Here is a 17,515-nt window from a genome sequence, read left to right as displayed (position 1 = left end):
GATATACCGGCACATGCCCGTAATCAATAAGACAGGATGCTGCCATGAGTGAATCACAAACTCTCGTTATCGGGGATATTCAGGGCTGCTTCGGTGGCCTGATGGCCCTTTTAGAAAAAGCCGGTTTTGATGAGCAAAGAGATACACTTCTTGCGGTGGGTGATGTGCTCGCGCGGGGAGAAGACTCCCATGCCACGGTAAAATACCTGATGGATCTCGGCGACCGCTTTCGTACGGTGCTGGGTAATCACGACCTGCACTTCCTGGCCGTATCTCAGGGCATTAAAAAGGCCAAAAAAAGCGATCGCATTGACCCGCTGTTAAATAGCAAAAAACTGGGCGACTATGTTGACTGGTTTCGTCAGTTCCCGCTGGCCCTGGCTATCAGCGAAAACACCACGATGGTTCACGCCGGGCTTTATCCCGGCTGGTCTCCCGCACAATTACTCGCTTACAGTGATGAAATCAGTACGGTTCTCAAAGGAAGCGGCTGGAAAACCTTGCTGGAAAATATGTACGGCAATGGTCCTTTCGAATGGAAAGACACACTGAAAGGTGTACAGAGACAGCGTTTTATTATCAACGCCTGTACCCGTATGCGGTTTATACAGGATCAGAAATATCTCGACTTTGCCTGTAAGCATCACCCGGATGATGCTCCGGCCAACCTCACCCCCTGGTTTTCTATACCCAACCCTGCATTAAGCGCTGAACAACGCATCATTTTCGGACACTGGGCGGCACTAGAGGGAGAAACCGGTTCAGAACAAATCACCGGGCTTGATACCGGCTACGTATGGGGCAATACCCTGACAGCGCTGCGACTGGAAACTAATGAACTGGTTAGTGTATCAGCCTGAATACCTCAGAAACTGGCAAGATACGTTGGTTTATACGATAGTTATGGCTCTTACGTGCAAAATCTGTTTACAATCACTTTAAACCGCAACAATTCCGACTAAAGTATAGGAATATTTTGTCGATAAAAACTTGCGGAGAGTAACTAAAAGATGGCAGGTCATGTCACGTCCTTAATATCAGTCATAAAGAACACAACTGATAGACCACAACAATAAATAAAACTGTGTTTCAGGAGTTCGGATGAAAATCACGGTAGCAATGCGTATTATCGGCGGATTTATTACTATAAGTCTGTTGTTAATTATTATCAGTGTGTCGTCACTCATTAACCTCAACTCTGTGGGATCAGCGGTTGATGAGGTTAACCGGGTCGCGGTACCTACCCTTTCAAGCAGCAACTCATTAAAAGCGAGTTTTCTGAATATGAGCCGGGTCACCTTCGAAGCTTATATCGAAGAGCAGGTCACCGGTCTGGAAAACAAATATGCACGGTTTACCGACAGCAAAGCCGACTTTGATGCTGAATTGAAAGCGCTGAATTCCGTATTGTCTGATGACAGTGCCATGCAGAGCAGTCTTACCGGTGTCCGTGAATCTTATAATGAATACGTGACTAACGTCGAAGCCATGTACAGCAATCACCGTGAGTCTATGGAAATGCGTAATGCTATTTTCGACAAGGTTGGCGATGTTGAAGATAATGCCGACGACGCCTCTACCTACCTGCTGGATTTCTCTGAGTCTGACGCAGTCGCTGCAAACCGCGCCCTTCAGCAGGCTTCAGATATCGGTGGTGAGCTGGAGAGCACTCTGCTTGGTCTTATTACCGTTGCTAACGAATATGCCAAAACCCAGACGCTGGTGCGGGCACAGGTGTTAGGCAATGAAGTAGAACTCACCGTGGGTAAAGTCCGCGAACTCATGAACAATATGCAGGCGACGGCAGCCGGCAGTGACACCTCAGGTACGCTGGATGAAATCTCAGGCCTGGTGGACGACGCCATTGATGCCATCACAGGCTCAGACGGTGTGCTGCAGTTACAAAAAGCGCGCCTGGAATTCCGCAATGCCGCCGAACAGGCACTGGCCCGTTCTGACAAAAATGGTCAGGAAGGTATTGCTGCTCTGGAAGCCTTACTTAAGCAGGCAAACAAGAAAGCAGATGATATAGATGAGCAGGTATCTTCGAAAGTTACCTCAGGTAATACCATCGTTATCATTGTCGCTCTTGCATCGCTTGCAGCAGCCATTGTTATCGGATACTGGACCGTGATTGCCATTACCCGTCCGTTAAACCGCGTGAACGAACTGCTGACCGTAGCATCTTCCGGTGATTTAACCCGCCGTCTGGATGACACTGCTGAGGACGAATTTGGTCAGTTAGCGAAGAATTGTAACAAGCTTATTGCCAACCTGAAGTCATTAATCACCGGTATCAATACCCGTGCAGAGCAGTTGGCTGCAGCTTCCGAGCAAACATCAACGGTAACAACGCAAACGACACATTCTATTCAGAACCAGAAGTCGCAAATCGCCCAGGTGGCAACAGCAACGACAGAGATGCACAGCACTTCTCAACTGGTCAGTCAGAGTGCGGAAGACACGCTGAACGAAATCCGTCACGCGGACAGCGAAGCCGAAAAAGTGCGTACTATTTCACTGGAAAACAAACGCACTATTGAAGTACTTGCCCAGGACGTTCAGCAGGCCGCTGAAGTTATCAATAAACTGCATCAGGACAGTGCAAGCATCGGTGGCATTCTGGATGTTATCCGTGGTGTTGCTGATCAGACCAACCTGCTTGCTCTGAACGCAGCTATTGAGGCTGCCCGTGCCGGTGAGCAGGGTCGTGGCTTCGCGGTTGTTGCTGACGAGGTGCGTACCCTTGCTTCACGCACGCAGCAATCGACGCAGGAAATTAATTCTATGATCGAAATGCTGCAGGCCGGAGCAGAAAAAGCCGTGTCAGTCATGAATCAGGGTAAAGAGCAGACGGCTGTGTGTGTTGAACAAACAGATAATGCAACGAAAGCGCTGGACGTGATTTCAGATGCGGTTCGCAAGGCTTATGATGTCAGTACGCAAATTGAGCAGTCAGCCCGCGAACAGAACACAGTTTCCCAGGAAATCAGTGAAAAACTGGAAACCATCGTCGGCATTGCTGAAGAAACCACTATCGGTGCACAGCAAACGTCTGAGTCCAGCTCAGAGGTGGCCCGTCTGGCTGAAGAACTGCAGCAATCTATCCGACAGTTTAAAGTGTAATTTTTCACATTTTTCAATGCAAAGGCGCGTCCGCAAGGACGCGCCTTTTTTATTTTCAGCCTGCCTTTCAGGCAAAGCTGCTGACAGCGTTTATACTGTAAATATGCAAAACGACCAATGCTGCCCCGACGAATGATTAAATTCAACACGCTGCGCACCCAGCTTATGCTGGGCATCCTTCTGGCGTGCCTGACTATTCTCACTGCTCAAGCGTTGATCCGCTATTACTACATCCTGCCAGTATTTGAAACGATGGCGCAGGAGGGGGATCGTCAGGACCTTGAAAGGGTTGCCTCTCAGGTTCGGCAGGAACTGGAGTCCCTGCACAAACTGGTCTACGACAGTGCCGTATGGGATGCAATGTATAACGCCGCCATGAACAGAGACAGTGACTGGTTTGAAGAAAATTATCTTATCCCCGAATCCTACCGGCGTATTCATATCAATGGCTGGTATCTTTATGACAGTAGCGGTGAATTAATCAGTGGCAGAAGTTATCGTGACGACGGCACAGAACTAGTGCCGGAGAACCTGTCATCTTCTACAAAATTGAATCTGAACAGAGCTGGTAATGAAGCAACGGCACAGCCATCTGCCCACACTTTTTTCACCCGCATTGCCGGGAATCCTGCGGTTGCAATTTTTCATCCCGTGTTACCTTCTGATGAAAATGGCGAACCAGCCGGTACACTGGTGCTGTGGCGCTTTATCGATCAACAGTTTGTCGATTCACTTACGCCGGGTATGGCAGGTGACATTATCTTTCATTCGCAAAAAACTTTGCCTGATAACCCTGAAGCGTTTTCACTCAACGTTGCGTCCGGCAGCCCGGTGCATGCACAGCCATTTAAAGGCAGACTGTATCTGGTCATCAATAGTCTGCAGAACACTCCGCTTTTTGCTCTGTCTATCCAACCCAGACCAAGGCAATATGATGATTCATTGTTTGATGCCAGCCTCATTGCAGGCATTGTGATCACGCTGACTGTGATTGCAGTGTTCTATTTATGGGTAAACCGGCAACTTATCGCGCCGATAGCCAGTATTCACGATAACGTGAGCTTCGCTATGCGTAGCAGGGACTTTTCCCGTAGACGCCATACAGAGGCCGTAATGAAGCTTTCCGGCTGGGTCGTAAACTCAATGAGATGTTCGCCCTGATAAATCATCAGCGCAACGAAGTTCTTCAGCATAACAAACAACTGGAAAAGATCAGCAATACCGATCCCCTGACAGGGCTTGCGAACCGGAGGCACCTGGACTGTTATTTCAGAAACCTCCCTCTGCCGGTCAGAGCAGGAGGCGGGAGTATTGCCGTTATCCTGGCCGATGTAGATTATTTCAAGCGTTATAACGACCACTATGGCCACGCAGGCGGTGACAAAGTATTAAAACAGGTTGCCGCGTTACTACGTAAAAATACACGCACCGGCACAGATATCGTTGTCCGTTACGGCGGAGAAGAATTTCTTATCGTGCTTCAGCAAACCTCTGCGCAGGGAGCTGTCAAGGTTGCAGAAACCTTACTGAACGAGATCAGACTGGGAAATATTCCCCATGAAAGCAGAGATGACAGTAAGCACATAATCACTGTGTCTGCCGGTATTGCCTGGCAAACAGAGGGGGAACCCCTGCTACCGGAAAAGTTGCTTAAGAAAGCAGACGACGCCCTGTACAGAGCGAAGTCATCGGGACGGGACTGCTTTATTACTGAGGATCAGACTGAAGCACCTCTGCGTGCCGGCGGCGCTTAGCTTTCCGTCCGCCCTTTATCATCTGCACAGAAATACAACCCGCAATAAGTCCAATGCCCACCCATCCGGTCAGTGAAAACCGTTCAGACAACATCCACACAGCCAATAATGTGGCGACCACCGGCTCAAGCAGCGTGATCAGCGTGGCAATACTTGCATCTATTTTTTGTAATCCGTATCCGAACAACAGATAGCCGCCAAACATAGGGATAAAAGCCATATACAGGGCAACCGTAATATTACCGGAAGAAGCGAGCAGATTATCTCCGGTAAAGAACAATGAGGGCAGCAGAAGACAGGAAGCAACACCAAATTGAACTGCCATGGCAACATCTGAACGCACGCCGTTGACTATCATACTTTTACCCGTCCATGAGTAGGCGGCATAGGTTAAGCCTGCCAACAATCCGAGCAGAATTCCCCATTCCCGTTGATCACCGGCTACAGCAGTTTCAGCGTGTGGCTTAGCCATGACCAGGCACAAGATCCCGGCAAACCCGAGCAAAAAACTCAGCATCCATTTTGCCTTTACAGGCCTGCCGTTAATAAACCGCTCCATTAAGACTGCGAAGCACGGAGCACTGGCAATGGATATGACTGTACCGATGGCGACGCCGGCCAGACGCATTGAAGAGTAAAAGGCCAGTGGATAGACGGCCACGCTAAGGCCTCCCCAGAAAACGTATTTAAACTGAGAAAACAATAAACCCCGTTGCCTGAGCAGCGGACCGGAGGATTTCAACAGCATCAGAAAACCGCCACCACCCGTTGCCACAGCGCCAATGGCGAGGGGGCTGACATCCGGCGCAAAGCTGGCGGCGGTCCCTGTGGTTCCCCATAAAAAACTGGCGATGATTATAGCCAGCACGCAGCGGAAGAGGTGTTGCTGTTCAGACATGAAAAATTTAATGAGTGATGAATTTAAAGACAGTATAAACAGGCGAATTGAAGAGCACTTTGCTGAAAGGACGCTTCATGGTGTTGCAAAGACGCAATTAAAGGCATTTATTATTGCAGCATTTTAGACGGGGGAAGTCCGAAATAGGCAGAGAAACGACGGCTGAAGGCAGAAAGGTCCTGATAACCGGCTTCTTCAGCCACCCGCTGTACCGGCATATCGGTATGAATAAGCAGTGCTCTCGCCTTCTCCATTCTTAATGCCGTGATATACCGTGCCGGCGTTTTCCCCGTTTGTGCCCTGAAAATCTTTTTGAACTGGGTCGCGCTCATGCACGCCACAGAAGCCAATTCCTCAATGGTGAGAGACTCACTGAGCCGGATTTCAATAAACTCCACCACATTCCTGATCCGCGGGTCTAGTGCAACACCCAGCTCCTGTTCTGCAAGCACTGCCAGAAAAGTTTGCAGCATCAGTGTTTCCACCTCGCAGCTGACCCTGCGTTCAAGCTGAGTTGCGATAAAAGATAAAAGGGATGTCATGGGCTTACTGACAGCAAAAACACTGGCTACTGCGTCTGAGAGGTTATCAGGTAACTGACACAAGTCTGCCACAACAAAACGGGCCTGTTCTTCGGCAGTAAATATGTGCAGGGTGTTACGCCGGATTACTACACATTCACCGGGCGCGACCTTCCCCTTTATATCCCCTGCGGCAATATTGATAACACCACTGAGGGGCAGCACGAGCTGATGAAAGTCGTGACTGTGACCCGTTGTTTGCTTGCTGTAAGAACGGATTGAAAGGGAATCAGGCATGCATTAAAAAGGGCAGTCTGATGACTGCCCTCCTCTTATTATTCAAACAACTCTTTATGCAGTTTCTGCACGATGTCAGTGCTGTTCTCTTCGTTCACCAGGAACGACAAATTGTGGGGGTTTGCGCCGAAGCAAATCATCCGCAAATTGTAATCATGTACAGCCGCGAAAATACGGCTGGATACACCTTTCGCTGTTTGCATGTGATTGCCGACCACAGTAACCAGATCGAAACCTTTCTCAACGGTGACATCACAAATCGTTTCCAGCTCTGCAATGGTCTCTTTATTCAAACGGGATGCTACAGAGTTAGCCGGGTTATCCAGCGTGAATGACACAGAAATTTCTGAAGTCGTTACCAGATCTACGCTGAGTTTATGCTTGGCAATAATAGCAAAAACCTGTTGCAGGAAGCCCTGAGCATACATCATCTTCGGCGTTTTAACCGTTACCATCACCTGCTCTTTACGGCGGGTGATCGCACGGTACGGAGGCTCAACTTCGCAGTCGCGCATGATCCATGTGCCGCCTTTTTCAGGCTCTTTACTGGAACCCACGAACACTTTGATATCTTTACGCAGCGCCGGTTCCATAGTGGCCGGGTGAAGAACTTTGGCACCGAATGTGGCCATCTCTGCCGCTTCTTCAAAGCTCAGTTCAGGTAACGGATAGGCTGCAGAAACAATACGGGGATCCGTGGTGTAAACCCCCGTTACATCGGTCCAGATTTCGCAGGTATCAGCTTTCAGTGCTTCAGCCAGTAAGGCAGCCGTGAAATCTGAGCCTCCGCGACCCAATGTGGTTGTTTTGCCTTCTTCGTTGGCACCGACAAATCCCTGAGTCACTACGATTGCGTCTTTAATTTCCGGGCGCAGCAGTTGTTCAGCTAACTGCTCAATGTCTTCCAGTTGCGGAACCGCTTCCCCGAATTCACTGTCAGTACGCAGTACTTTACGCACATCAAAGTTCAGAGTAGCCGCCGACTGTTCTGCCAGAACCGCACTGAACAACAACGACGACATACGTTCGCCCATAGAGAGCAGCTGATCTTTTAAATCGTCGCGGTGCAAAATTTCTTCATGATTCGCCAGACCGCGAAGTTCTTCAAACAAGTCTTCCAGTTTGTCACTGACCGAATCTTTGTTTTTAATTTGTGCCAGCACAGCCATTTCGATGTCGATGATAGCCTGGCAGGTGTCCTTAATTTGCTCGCTGGTCAGCGCTGTGTGCGCAATGCTGACAAGGTGATTTGTTACGCCTGCCTGAGCACTGACGACAACAATGCGTGTCGCTTCATTGCCAGCCACGATTCTGGCGCAGTTTTGCATAGCCTGATAAGTAGCAACACTCGTACCACCAAATTTGGCGATATTAAGAGGATTCGTCACGGTATTCTCCGGTTTTCCCAACACGTTGATGTGTTAAATTTTGATACTAATGTGGTCGCCGACACGAACATTATTTGCCGCAAACCACCCTTGATTCATTTCCAGCGCGTACATCACCGCTTTCGATGCTCCCACAGACGTTAAGTCATGCGGCATCAGCGGTTTTATATCTGTAATCACGCCATTCCCGTCGATAAATGCCACATCCAGCGGTACAAATGTATTTTTCATCCACATACTGGCTTGCCTCACCGGCACAAACCTGAACAGCATGCCACAATCTTCGCATAGAGACTGGCGATACATGAGGCCACGTGCCCGTTGCTCTGGTGTGTTTGCAAACTCCACCGGCAGCGACTTACCTGCCACTTCAATGGCGGCAGTGTCAAATTCAACCGGCTCCTGCGCAGCACTCTGACATGCAGCAAGGGCAACACACAAGATAAGCAGGCAATTTCTCAGCACCATGAATGATTTCATTATTTCTTCCTTGCAAAGACAAAAAAAGCCGGGTCCCTGAGGTACCCGGCCCGATAGTTTATAACTCAAGTCAGGCAACATTCAATGTCGGAATGATCTTAGCCTTTGCATCCTCTTCTGCTTTCTTAAAGCTTTCCATCTTATCGAAGTTCAGATAGCGGTATACATCGGCTGCCATGGAGTCGATTTTACCGGCATATTCCATGTATTCTGCCGCCGTGGGAATCCTGCCAACAATCGCCCCGACAGCTGCCAGTTCAGCAGAAGTCAGGTATACGTTGGCGCCATCACCAAGACGGTTAGGGAAGTTACGGGTCGATGTAGACAGTACCGTGGCACCGGCATCAACACGTGCCTGGTTACCCATACACAGTGAACAGCCGGGCATTTCGGTACGAACACCCACGCGGCCGTAAATGTTGTAATAACCTTCCTCCATCAACTGGGCTTTATCCATCTTAGTGGGCGGAGAAATCCACAGGCGGGTTGGAATGGTTTTGTTGTACTGCTCCAGCAGTTTACCAGCGGCACGGAAGTGTCCGATGTTGGTCATGCAGGAACCGATGAATACTTCGTCCACCTTGTCGCCGGCAACTTCAGACAGTGTTTTCGCATCGTCCGGGTCGTTCGGGCAGCACACGATGGGTTCTTTGATTTCTGACAGGTCGATTTCAATCACTTCTGCGTATTCAGCATCTGCGTCAGCACGCATCAGAGAAGGTGACGCCAGCCACTCTTCCATCTTCAGCGCACGACGCTCAAGCGTACGGGGATCGCCATAACCTTCGTTGATCATCCAGCGCAGCATGGTGATGTTAGACTTCAGGTACTCAGCGATAGACTCTTCAGACAGGTTGATAGTACAACCGGCAGCAGAACGTTCTGCAGAGGCATCAGACAGTTCAAAGGCCTGTTCTACCGTTAAGTCTTCCAGACCTTCAATCTCAAGGATGCGGCCGGAGAATGCGTTAATCTTACCTTTCTTCTCTACCGTCAGCAGGCCCTGCTTGATACCGTAAAGAGGAATCGCGTGTACCAGGTCGCGCAGAGTGATACCAGGCTGACGCTCGCCTTTGAAACGAACCAGGATTGACTCAGGCATATCCAGCGGCATCACACCGGTAGCCGCAGCAAAAGCAACCAGACCGGAACCCGCAGGGAAGGAAATTCCCAGAGGAAAACGGGTGTGCGAGTCGCCGCCGGTACCGACAGTGTCAGGCAGAAGCATACGGTTCAGCCAGCTATGAATGATACCGTCACCGGGACGCAGGGAGACACCACCGCGATTCATGATAAAGTCAGGCAGGGTGTGCTGAGTTTCGATGTCTACCGGCTTAGGATAAGCCGCGGTGTGACAGAAAGACTGCATGGTCAGGTCCGCCGTGAAGCCAAGACAGGCCAGGTCTTTCAGTTCGTCACGGGTCATCGGGCCTGTAGTATCCTGAGAACCCACAGTGGTCATTTTGGGTTCGCAGTAAGTACCCGGACGGATACCTTCCACGCCACAAGCTTTGCCAACCATTTTCTGTGCAAGGGAGAAGCCTTTACCTGTGTCTGCTGGTTGCTCCGGCTTACGGAACAGATCAGAAGGCCCCATACCCAGCGCTTCGCGGGCACGCTCAGTCAAACCGCGACCGATGATGAGGTTAATACGGCCACCGGCACGTACCTCATCCAGAATTACCTTAGATTTGTAGCTGTACTCTGCCAGCACTTCGCCGGTTTCGTGATTAGTGATTTTGCCTTCGAAGGGATAGATGTCGATAACATCACCCATATTCATTTTTTCTACATCGGCTTCGAATACCAGTGCGCCGGCATCTTCCATGGTATTGAAGAAGATTGGTGCTACTTTAGAACCGATACAGACACCACCACCGCGCTTGTTAGGCACACCCGGCAGATCTTCACCGAAGAACCACAAAACAGAGTTGGTGGCTGACTTACGTGAGGAGCCGGTACCCACAACGTCACCGACGAAAGCGACCGGATAACCTTTGGCTTTTACCTCTTCGATTTGCTTCATCGGGCCTTTCACGCCGTGCTCTTCCGGTTCAAGACCGTCACGGGTCATTTTATAAGCCGCAAGGGCATGCAAAGGGATATCAGGTCGTGACCATGCATCCGGGGCCGGAGAAAGGTCGTCAGTATTGGTTTCGCCGGTAACTTTGAAGACAGAGTAAGTGATCTTGTCCTCCATTTGTTTACGGCCAGTAAACCACTCGCCTTCTGCCCATGATGTCATCACATCAGCAGCATATTCATTGCCCGCTTTACGCTTTTCATCCACATCATGGAAAGCATCAAACATCAGCAAGGTATGTTTAAGTTCTTTCGCCGCCAGCGGAGCCAGTTCTTTATCATCAAGCAGCTCTACCAGTGTAGCGATGTTATAACCGCCGTGCATGTTACCCAGCAGTTCAACCGCTTTTTCTTTATCAATAAGGGGACAGCTGTCTTCGCCTTTCGCAATGGCACTCAGAAAACCGGCCTTAACGTAAGCTGCTTCGTCAACGCCCGGAGGAACACGCTCAGAAATGAGTTCTAATAACGTCTCTTCTTCACCAGCAGGCGGATTTTTCAGTAAGTCGACCAGACCGGCAACCTGCTCCGGATTCAGGGGTTTAGGGGGGATGCCCTGAGCAGCACGTTCTTCAACATGTTTACGATATTCACTTAACACGATTGCTTCCTCCTTGTTACTCAGGCTGGAAGGATTCAACGGTCCTGAGCCTGACTACACGTTATCGACGCCGGAATTATATCGGCGCACAGTATAAAATAACACCGGACTGCACCCTTGTTACGCCTGTTACCACCATTCACAAAACTTATAAATATATGGAGCTACAAAAATAATGATTATTAGATTCAGAGGGGTGCAATTCGCAAAACGGTGGCGTTTTCACCATCGGTTAGTACATAGATTGCGCCTTTACGATCAATTTCAATGTCCCGCAAACGCTGATTAATAGTAGCAAACAATTTTGTTTTGCGGGGAGGCGTGGTTGACATATCCACAGCGATGACGGACTGGTCTTTCAGCGTAGTCACCAGCAACTGGCCTTTCAAACCCGGAAACAGATCACTGTTATAAAAAACCATGGCAGACGGCGCAACAGAAGGAGTCCAGTCAACCAGCGGAGACTCCATGCCGGCATATTCTGTAAATGGTGAAATACGGGCACCGGAATAGTCTCTGCCTGATGTCGCTACCGGCCAGCCATAATTGAGTCCCGGGCGGAGTATGTTTATCTCATCGCCTCCGTCGGGACCATGTTCGTGTTCATAGATGACTGCGGCTTCTTCATCGATAGCCAGTCCCTGAGGATTGCGGTGGCCCGTTGAATAAATATAGGGCGCAGTGTCATAAAAAGGATTATCAAGCGGCGCAGCGCCATCCTCGCGGATTCGCAGAATTTTCCCCAGTTGACTGTCAGTCCGCTGTGCATGCTCACGGTAATCAAAACCGTCACCGGATGACACCAGCCAGGTGCCGTCATTCAGCACTGCCAGACGGCCACCATAATGAACCGGCGTGTCTTTATCCGGTGATACTGTAAACACGACGTTGATACCGGTAATGGTATCGTTCTGAAGCGTTGCTGTGGCCACTGCCAGATGATTCGCCGTTTCCGTTCCCTGAGAAAATGTCAGCATGATACGTCCGGACAAGTCGAAGTCCTGCGCCAGCGCAATATCCAGCAGCCCCCCCTGCCCGGCTACGTACAGGTCGGGCAATGCCAGCGGTACCCTGACCAGCCGGGATTCTCCCCCGAGGATCACCACATTGCCTTCACGCTCAGTGACCAGTAACCTGCCATCAGGCAAAGATTCCAGCGCTTTGGGATAGTGTAATGTCCATGGTGCAATACGCTTTGCCTGATAACGAATGTCTTCAGAAAATGCGGGCAAAGCAAAGATGGTCAGAGTGATAGCAACGAGCGTGTTTTTAAACATGGAATTGTATCGTTCCTCTTGTGATCTGTAGCATGGCGTGAAAAGATGCGGTAAATCAGTTTCGCACTATACATCGAAAAATCGTCTGAACAACATGCCGTTAGCAACTGCAAAATCGTTTTCACTGGCTTTTTTCCCCGCCTGGCTGCTTTGTTACTGCCTGGCAAGCGTTTTCCATACGCAAATGGTACTGCTTGAGTTGCTCCGGTTAGACGTAGTCATTCCTCTCCCGCTCTGGTTACAAACAACATTCGAAGATATCTTTGGTCTGTTACCTGTGTATGGTTCTGCCACGGCCGCCGCCCTGTTTATCGCTTTCTCCCTGTGCGGCTGGCTGACAGGAAACTTCACCCGTCGGAGGTGGCTGCTGCCGCTGGCCGGTGGCGTGGCGATGCTGGTGCTGTTGATGGCCATGTATCCGGTAATGCATGTCACACTTATCGCCGGCGCCCGTTCTGCTGCCGGCCTGGCTTTACAATGTCTGGCGGGTTGTCTTGGCGGACTTGTCTTCCTGCGAATATTCCGTCCCGGTTGATCCTGCGCATTAAATTTCAGTAAATTTATGGCGTTACCTGTAAGGTCGCGCTAGATTTATCTTATATTTTTTATGTTAGCCACGGATGTTGCGGAATGGAAGTTACCCAACATATTATTCGCAGTACCCAAACGGAAGATGATGCTATTTTGCAGGCAATTAAAGCGCCCTGCGATTTACTGCTGGTATTCGCAAGCCCTGCATTTTTCTCCTCATCATCTTTGCTCACTGACATCATCGCCTCGGGCATACCGGTGGCAGGTTGTGGTACCAGCGGAGAAATTACCGCCGGCGATGTGCGCGAACAGAGCGCAGTTTTCACCCGCATCGATCTTAAGGGTAAAGGATTTGCCCGCATTGCCGTCAGTCAGGTGCATGAAGAAGATTATTTTAACTGCGGTAAAGCCCTTGGCGAATCGCTTCGTGGCGACGACCTAAAAGCCGTTATTATTTTTACCCGCGGAATCGACTTCGTACCCGGTGAAATGTTCGACGGCTTACACCATGTGCTCGGGACAGATTTGCTGATAAGTGGCGGCATGGCCGGTGACAACGCCAGTTATGTGCAGACCTTTACACTCTCTCCGCAAGGGATCAGTGATCATGATGTGGTTGCAGCCGGGCTCTACGGAGACAATCTTGCCGTCAGCCAGGCCGTTATCGGAGGGTGGCAGTCTTTCGGTCCGATCCGTCAGGTTACCCGCAGTGAAAATAACATTTTGTATGAACTGGACGGCACACCGGCTCTGGATATTTACAAAAAATACCTGGGCCGTTCAGCCAGTCGCCTGCCCGTATCAGGGCTGCTTTTCCCCCTGGAGATGATGGACAGCTACGACGAGCCTTCCGGATTGCTCCGCGCTCTCTATGATGTCGACGAATCAGACGGCAGCCTGATTTTGGGAGGAAAGATTGAACAGGGTGCCTATCTCAGACTCATGCATGCTTCCACAAATGATTTGATAAGCGGTGTGGAAGATGCAGCGCAGTCCTTCAGTCTCAGTGTTGAAAATCAGTTTAAGCCGGCTTTTGCGCTGGTAGTCAGTTGTCTTGCCCGCAAAATTGTCATGGGTGATCAGGTGGAAGAAGAAGTAGAGGCCATCACCAGTGCGCTCGGGCAGGACCTGCCGGTTTGCGGATTCTATTCAAACGGCGAGTTTGGCCCCCTCACGGCCCCGGGCCCCTGCAAATTGCATAACCAGACAATGATTGTCACGCTTTTCGGAACGACGGACTGATGCACAGGCTGCTGTTCAGACAAATCAAGAAAACCATGGGCTTTCAGACCATTGAAGAGGCTGAACAATGGCTTGATACGCTGCTGGAGCATGCCCTTGACGATTCACTGCCACCGGCAGTTCAGACGTTATTACAAGGTCTGATGCCTTTCGTCGACAGGGTCGACAGCAGTTACAAATCCCATGAAAGAGACATGGAAATCCGCGACCGCAGTATCCGCTTAAGCTCTCAGGAACTCACTGAATCACTGGAGCTGGCCCGCCGTGATGCGGTTAAGCAAAAGCAGGCGGTACGGGAACTGAAAATAGCGGCAAATGACTTGCTGAAAGGCCTGTCCAAGCCGGAATTATCAGAAGATACAGACTCACTGAACGGACTGGCAGAGCTGATGGCTGACCTCGCCAGAGAACGTAATGAAGCACTGCATGAAGTAGAAGTTCAGCGCCGTGCCATCGACCAGCATGCGATTATTGTGGTGGTGGATAATGAAAAGCAAATCCTCTTCGCCAACAGTAAGTTCTGTGAGATTTCAGGCTATGAGGAGAAGGAGCTTAACGGCAAAAGCCTCGAAATTATCCGCAGCGGTTATCACGATGAAAGTTTCTATACACCAATCTGGCGCGCGGTGCGGGCTGGCGAGGTGTGGCACGGCGAAGTGCACAATCTGAGAAAAAACGGCGAGACATTCTGGGTGTCCTCCACCATTGTGCCAATCGAAGGCAATACCGGGCAAGCGGAGCGGTACGTCGCCATCATGACAGACATTACCCATCAGAAACTGCTGGAGGAACGTATATCCGACAGTCAGCGTTTTTATCAGAGTATTACCGACTCTATCGGTGAGGGCATTTTCGCAGTTGACCGCAGCGGTACTATTGAATTTCTTAATCCGGAGGCCAGTCGTCTGCTCGGCTGGACTATGGATGGACTGAAAAACAGACGTTTCCACGACACCGTGCAGTTCCAGTCACCGGATAAAAAGTTCATTCCGGTACAGCAAAGCCCTCTTATTCAAACCATTAAGAAAGGTGAAATCTATTTCTCTGAAGAAACTTATTTCACCCATAAGAACGGGCTTATGTTTCCGGTATCTATCACTGCCGTGCCACTGGAGGATGACAGGGGTAACATACGGGGACACGTCGGTGTGTTCAGGAATATCAGCGAACGTAAGAATATTGAGCAAGCCATGCGGGACGCCTTCTCTCAGGCTGAGCGGGCAAATAACGCGAAAAGTGAATTTCTCGCAAACATGAGTCACGAAATCCGTACGCCGCTTAATGCCGTACTGGGCCTTACTCATCTGGTGCTGAACTCGTCTCTTAGTACTCAACAGAAAGATTATCTGCAAAAGGCCACCAACAGTGCCAACACTCTGCTGGGCATCATTAACGACATTCTGGACTATTCAAAAATTGAAGCGGGTAAGCTGGATTTAGATATTCAGCCATTCATCTTCGATGATTTACTGGAGAAAGTGTCGAATTTGTTTCAGGACAGAGCTGTCAGCAAAGGGTTATTACTGCTTTTTGATATGGGCGGCGATATGAGTCTGCCCCTGCTGGGCGATGAAAACCGCCTGATGCAGATTTTTAATAACCTGGTCAGTAATGCCGTCAAATTCACCCGGCAGGGTCAAATTATTGTGTCGGTTGAATTACAACCCCGTCAGGGACAACAGGTATCGGTTAAATTAAGCGTTACAGATACCGGTATAGGTCTCAGTGATGCCCATCAACAAAAGCTGTTTGACCCCTTTACTCAGGCCGACGCGTCTATATCCAGACAATACGGCGGCACCGGTCTGGGCATGAGTATTACGCGCCACCTGGTCGAACAGATGAACGGCACCATTTCGGTTGAAAGCGCACCCGGTGAAGGTAGTAAGTTCAATATTGAACTGTTGTTACCTCTGGCCGGAACCAGCAATACAATGCCGCCTTTAGGTGCACATCAGTTTCTTACACTCTGCTGTCTGAACGATGCCCTTTTACCGGTAGTGGGACTGGTGGAAAAAACGTTATCGACGCTGATGGTTCCTCATGAACACTGCACAACTCACCGTGCTGAATCTCTGCCGGAACAAACCACCCACCTGCTGGTGGTTGCAGATAAAATTACGGAAGAGCGGATGAAACAACTTGCTGAGGCATTCCGCTCGAAACAACTGGATTATTCTCACCTGCGCATCCTCACCCCGGGCAATCAGGAGGAGATGCGTCATCTTCTGGTGAGTCACGGATTGTCTGATGCCGCCGTGATGCAACTTCCGTTTACCCAGCGTTCTATGCACGACTTCCTCAATCAGGGAGCAATGCTTAAGGACACTCAAACAGGTTTCACTTCACTGGACGACATTGGCCTGGTTGAGCGCAGGCTAAGCGGCAAACACGTACTGATAGCTGACAGCGACGACATCAGTCAGACCGTTATGTCCCAACAACTTAATTCTGCCGGTATTAAAGCCACCAGTGTCTCTTCCGGTGCAGACTGTATCACCTTGTGTAAACAACTGACCTTTGACGCCATTATTCTGAACAATAAATTACCCGACATTCCCGGCTGGGAAGTGGCTGAAAGTCTTGTATTTGGTAACAGCCTGACCACCCCGATTATCTGTACTTCCACAGAAGATGCCTCTGCCATTGAAGATTTAATCAGTGATTCCGGAATGTGTGCCTTGCTCACCAAGCCGGTAAGTAATGATGATCTGCTCCGTACTCTCGATAACTACATGATTTATACCGGCGAAGCAGAACACGCCGGCGATGACTTCGACGGCATAAAAGATCCCTATGCGTCACTGCTTCAGAGTTTTTACCGGAAATACAGTGTCAGCGGAAATACCCCCTTTGACTTCCTTGTTGAAGGTTTGCAGCAACAGTCATCAGTGCCGGTGGAAATTCTTGCAGGGATCAGAAAAGATGCCTCAACGATTGGCGCGAAGCCACTGAAGAAAATGCTCGGCGCATTGCTGCAGCAGGATACTCCCGCTGAACTGGTTCAGGCCGCCATTCCCAAACTTGCCGGAGAGCTGGATATGACGCTGAAGAAAGTCGTCGCCAGTCTGGACGCACTGAGCAATGTTGAGGAAAAACAAGAAAATGAACAGGATTTCACGTCACAAGTTCAATTTATACTAAACTTACTGGAAGACTACGATGCAAAAGCATCGGACAACCTGCAACAACTCTATAGTGAACATCAGCAGTCTCCCCATCGCTGGGTGCTGCAACAGGCAATACAGAAAGTATCTCAATACGATTTTGAAGCTGCGGCTGTGCTCTTGCAGCCATTAGTAAACGGGCAATAATTGT

The 17,515-nt window shown here is 49.8% G+C and carries 13 protein-coding genes; 7 read left to right on the top strand and 6 right to left on the bottom strand.

All coding sequences use genetic code 11. From position 1 onward, the window contains the following. The first annotated feature begins 44 nt into the window (after positions 1–44). From ACXAGR_RS21310 to ACXAGR_RS21295, 4 genes are all read left to right on the top strand, one after another. Positions 45–860, top strand: a complete 816-nt coding sequence (locus ACXAGR_RS21310; protein WP_474844945.1) for a symmetrical bis(5'-nucleosyl)-tetraphosphatase — start codon at positions 45–47, stop codon at positions 858–860. A gap of 241 nt (positions 861–1,101) precedes the next feature. After that, a complete protein-coding gene (locus tag ACXAGR_RS21305; protein ID WP_474844946.1) occupies positions 1,102–3,126 on the top strand; it encodes a methyl-accepting chemotaxis protein in 2,025 nt (674 codons plus the stop codon). A gap of 132 nt (positions 3,127–3,258) precedes the next feature. Next, positions 3,259–4,287: a CHASE4 domain-containing protein gene (locus tag ACXAGR_RS21300; RefSeq protein WP_474852400.1), complete on the top strand. Its 1,029-nt coding sequence runs from the start codon at positions 3,259–3,261 to the stop codon at positions 4,285–4,287. After that, positions 4,275–4,880 (top strand): GGDEF domain-containing protein, encoded by a 606-nt coding sequence (locus ACXAGR_RS21295; protein ID WP_474852398.1) that lies wholly within the window; start codon positions 4,275–4,277, stop codon positions 4,878–4,880. The genes ACXAGR_RS21300 and ACXAGR_RS21295 overlap by 13 nt, the downstream gene beginning before the upstream one ends. Here the strand turns inward: ACXAGR_RS21295 and ACXAGR_RS21290 are convergent. The 6 genes from ACXAGR_RS21290 to ACXAGR_RS21265 form a co-directional block, all read right to left on the bottom strand. Beyond that, the gene (locus ACXAGR_RS21290; protein WP_474852396.1) at positions 4,834–5,778 is read right to left on the bottom strand and encodes a DMT family transporter; all 945 of its coding nucleotides are present in this window, start codon (positions 5,776–5,778) and stop codon (positions 4,834–4,836) included. The genes ACXAGR_RS21295 and ACXAGR_RS21290 overlap by 47 nt on opposite strands. A gap of 110 nt (positions 5,779–5,888) precedes the next feature. Then, positions 5,889–6,596, bottom strand: coding sequence for a helix-turn-helix domain-containing protein (locus ACXAGR_RS21285; protein ID WP_474844949.1), 708 nt, complete (start codon positions 6,594–6,596; stop codon positions 5,889–5,891). A 38-nt stretch (positions 6,597–6,634) separates the two neighbouring features. Then, positions 6,635–7,984: a lysine-sensitive aspartokinase 3 gene (lysC, locus tag ACXAGR_RS21280; protein WP_474852394.1), complete on the bottom strand. Its 1,350-nt coding sequence runs from the start codon at positions 7,982–7,984 to the stop codon at positions 6,635–6,637. A gap of 33 nt (positions 7,985–8,017) precedes the next feature. Further along, a complete protein-coding gene (locus ACXAGR_RS21275; protein WP_442858450.1) occupies positions 8,018–8,467 on the bottom strand; it encodes a DUF192 domain-containing protein in 450 nt (149 codons plus the stop codon). A 67-nt stretch (positions 8,468–8,534) separates the two neighbouring features. Beyond that, positions 8,535–11,147, bottom strand: coding sequence for a bifunctional aconitate hydratase 2/2-methylisocitrate dehydratase (gene acnB / locus ACXAGR_RS21270; protein ID WP_474844950.1), 2,613 nt, complete (start codon positions 11,145–11,147; stop codon positions 8,535–8,537). Positions 11,148–11,335: 188 nt separating this feature from the next. Continuing rightward, positions 11,336–12,424 carry a PQQ-dependent sugar dehydrogenase gene (locus ACXAGR_RS21265; RefSeq protein ID WP_474844951.1) on the bottom strand — a complete coding sequence of 363 codons (1,089 nt, stop codon included), beginning with the start codon at positions 12,422–12,424 and terminating at the stop codon, positions 11,336–11,338. 94 nt (positions 12,425–12,518) lie between these two features. Between ACXAGR_RS21265 and ACXAGR_RS21260 the strand changes: the two genes are divergently transcribed. From ACXAGR_RS21260 to ACXAGR_RS21250, 3 genes are all read left to right on the top strand, one after another. Continuing rightward, positions 12,519–12,959, top strand: a complete 441-nt coding sequence (locus ACXAGR_RS21260; RefSeq protein WP_474844952.1) for a hypothetical protein — start codon at positions 12,519–12,521, stop codon at positions 12,957–12,959. Positions 12,960–13,054: 95 nt separating this feature from the next. Further along, positions 13,055–14,197, top strand: coding sequence for an FIST signal transduction protein (locus ACXAGR_RS21255; protein ID WP_474844953.1), 1,143 nt, complete (start codon positions 13,055–13,057; stop codon positions 14,195–14,197). Continuing rightward, positions 14,197–17,511: a PAS domain-containing hybrid sensor histidine kinase/response regulator gene (locus ACXAGR_RS21250; protein WP_474844954.1), complete on the top strand. Its 3,315-nt coding sequence runs from the start codon at positions 14,197–14,199 to the stop codon at positions 17,509–17,511. The genes ACXAGR_RS21255 and ACXAGR_RS21250 overlap by 1 nt, the downstream gene beginning before the upstream one ends. The last annotated feature ends 4 nt before the right edge of the window (positions 17,512–17,515 follow it).

It is taken from the genome of Alteromonas sp. ABH4_457 (genome assembly GCF_056160625.1).
The sequence above is the reverse complement of the archived record's forward strand: the minus strand, read 5'-3'. Positions and strand labels throughout refer to the sequence as shown.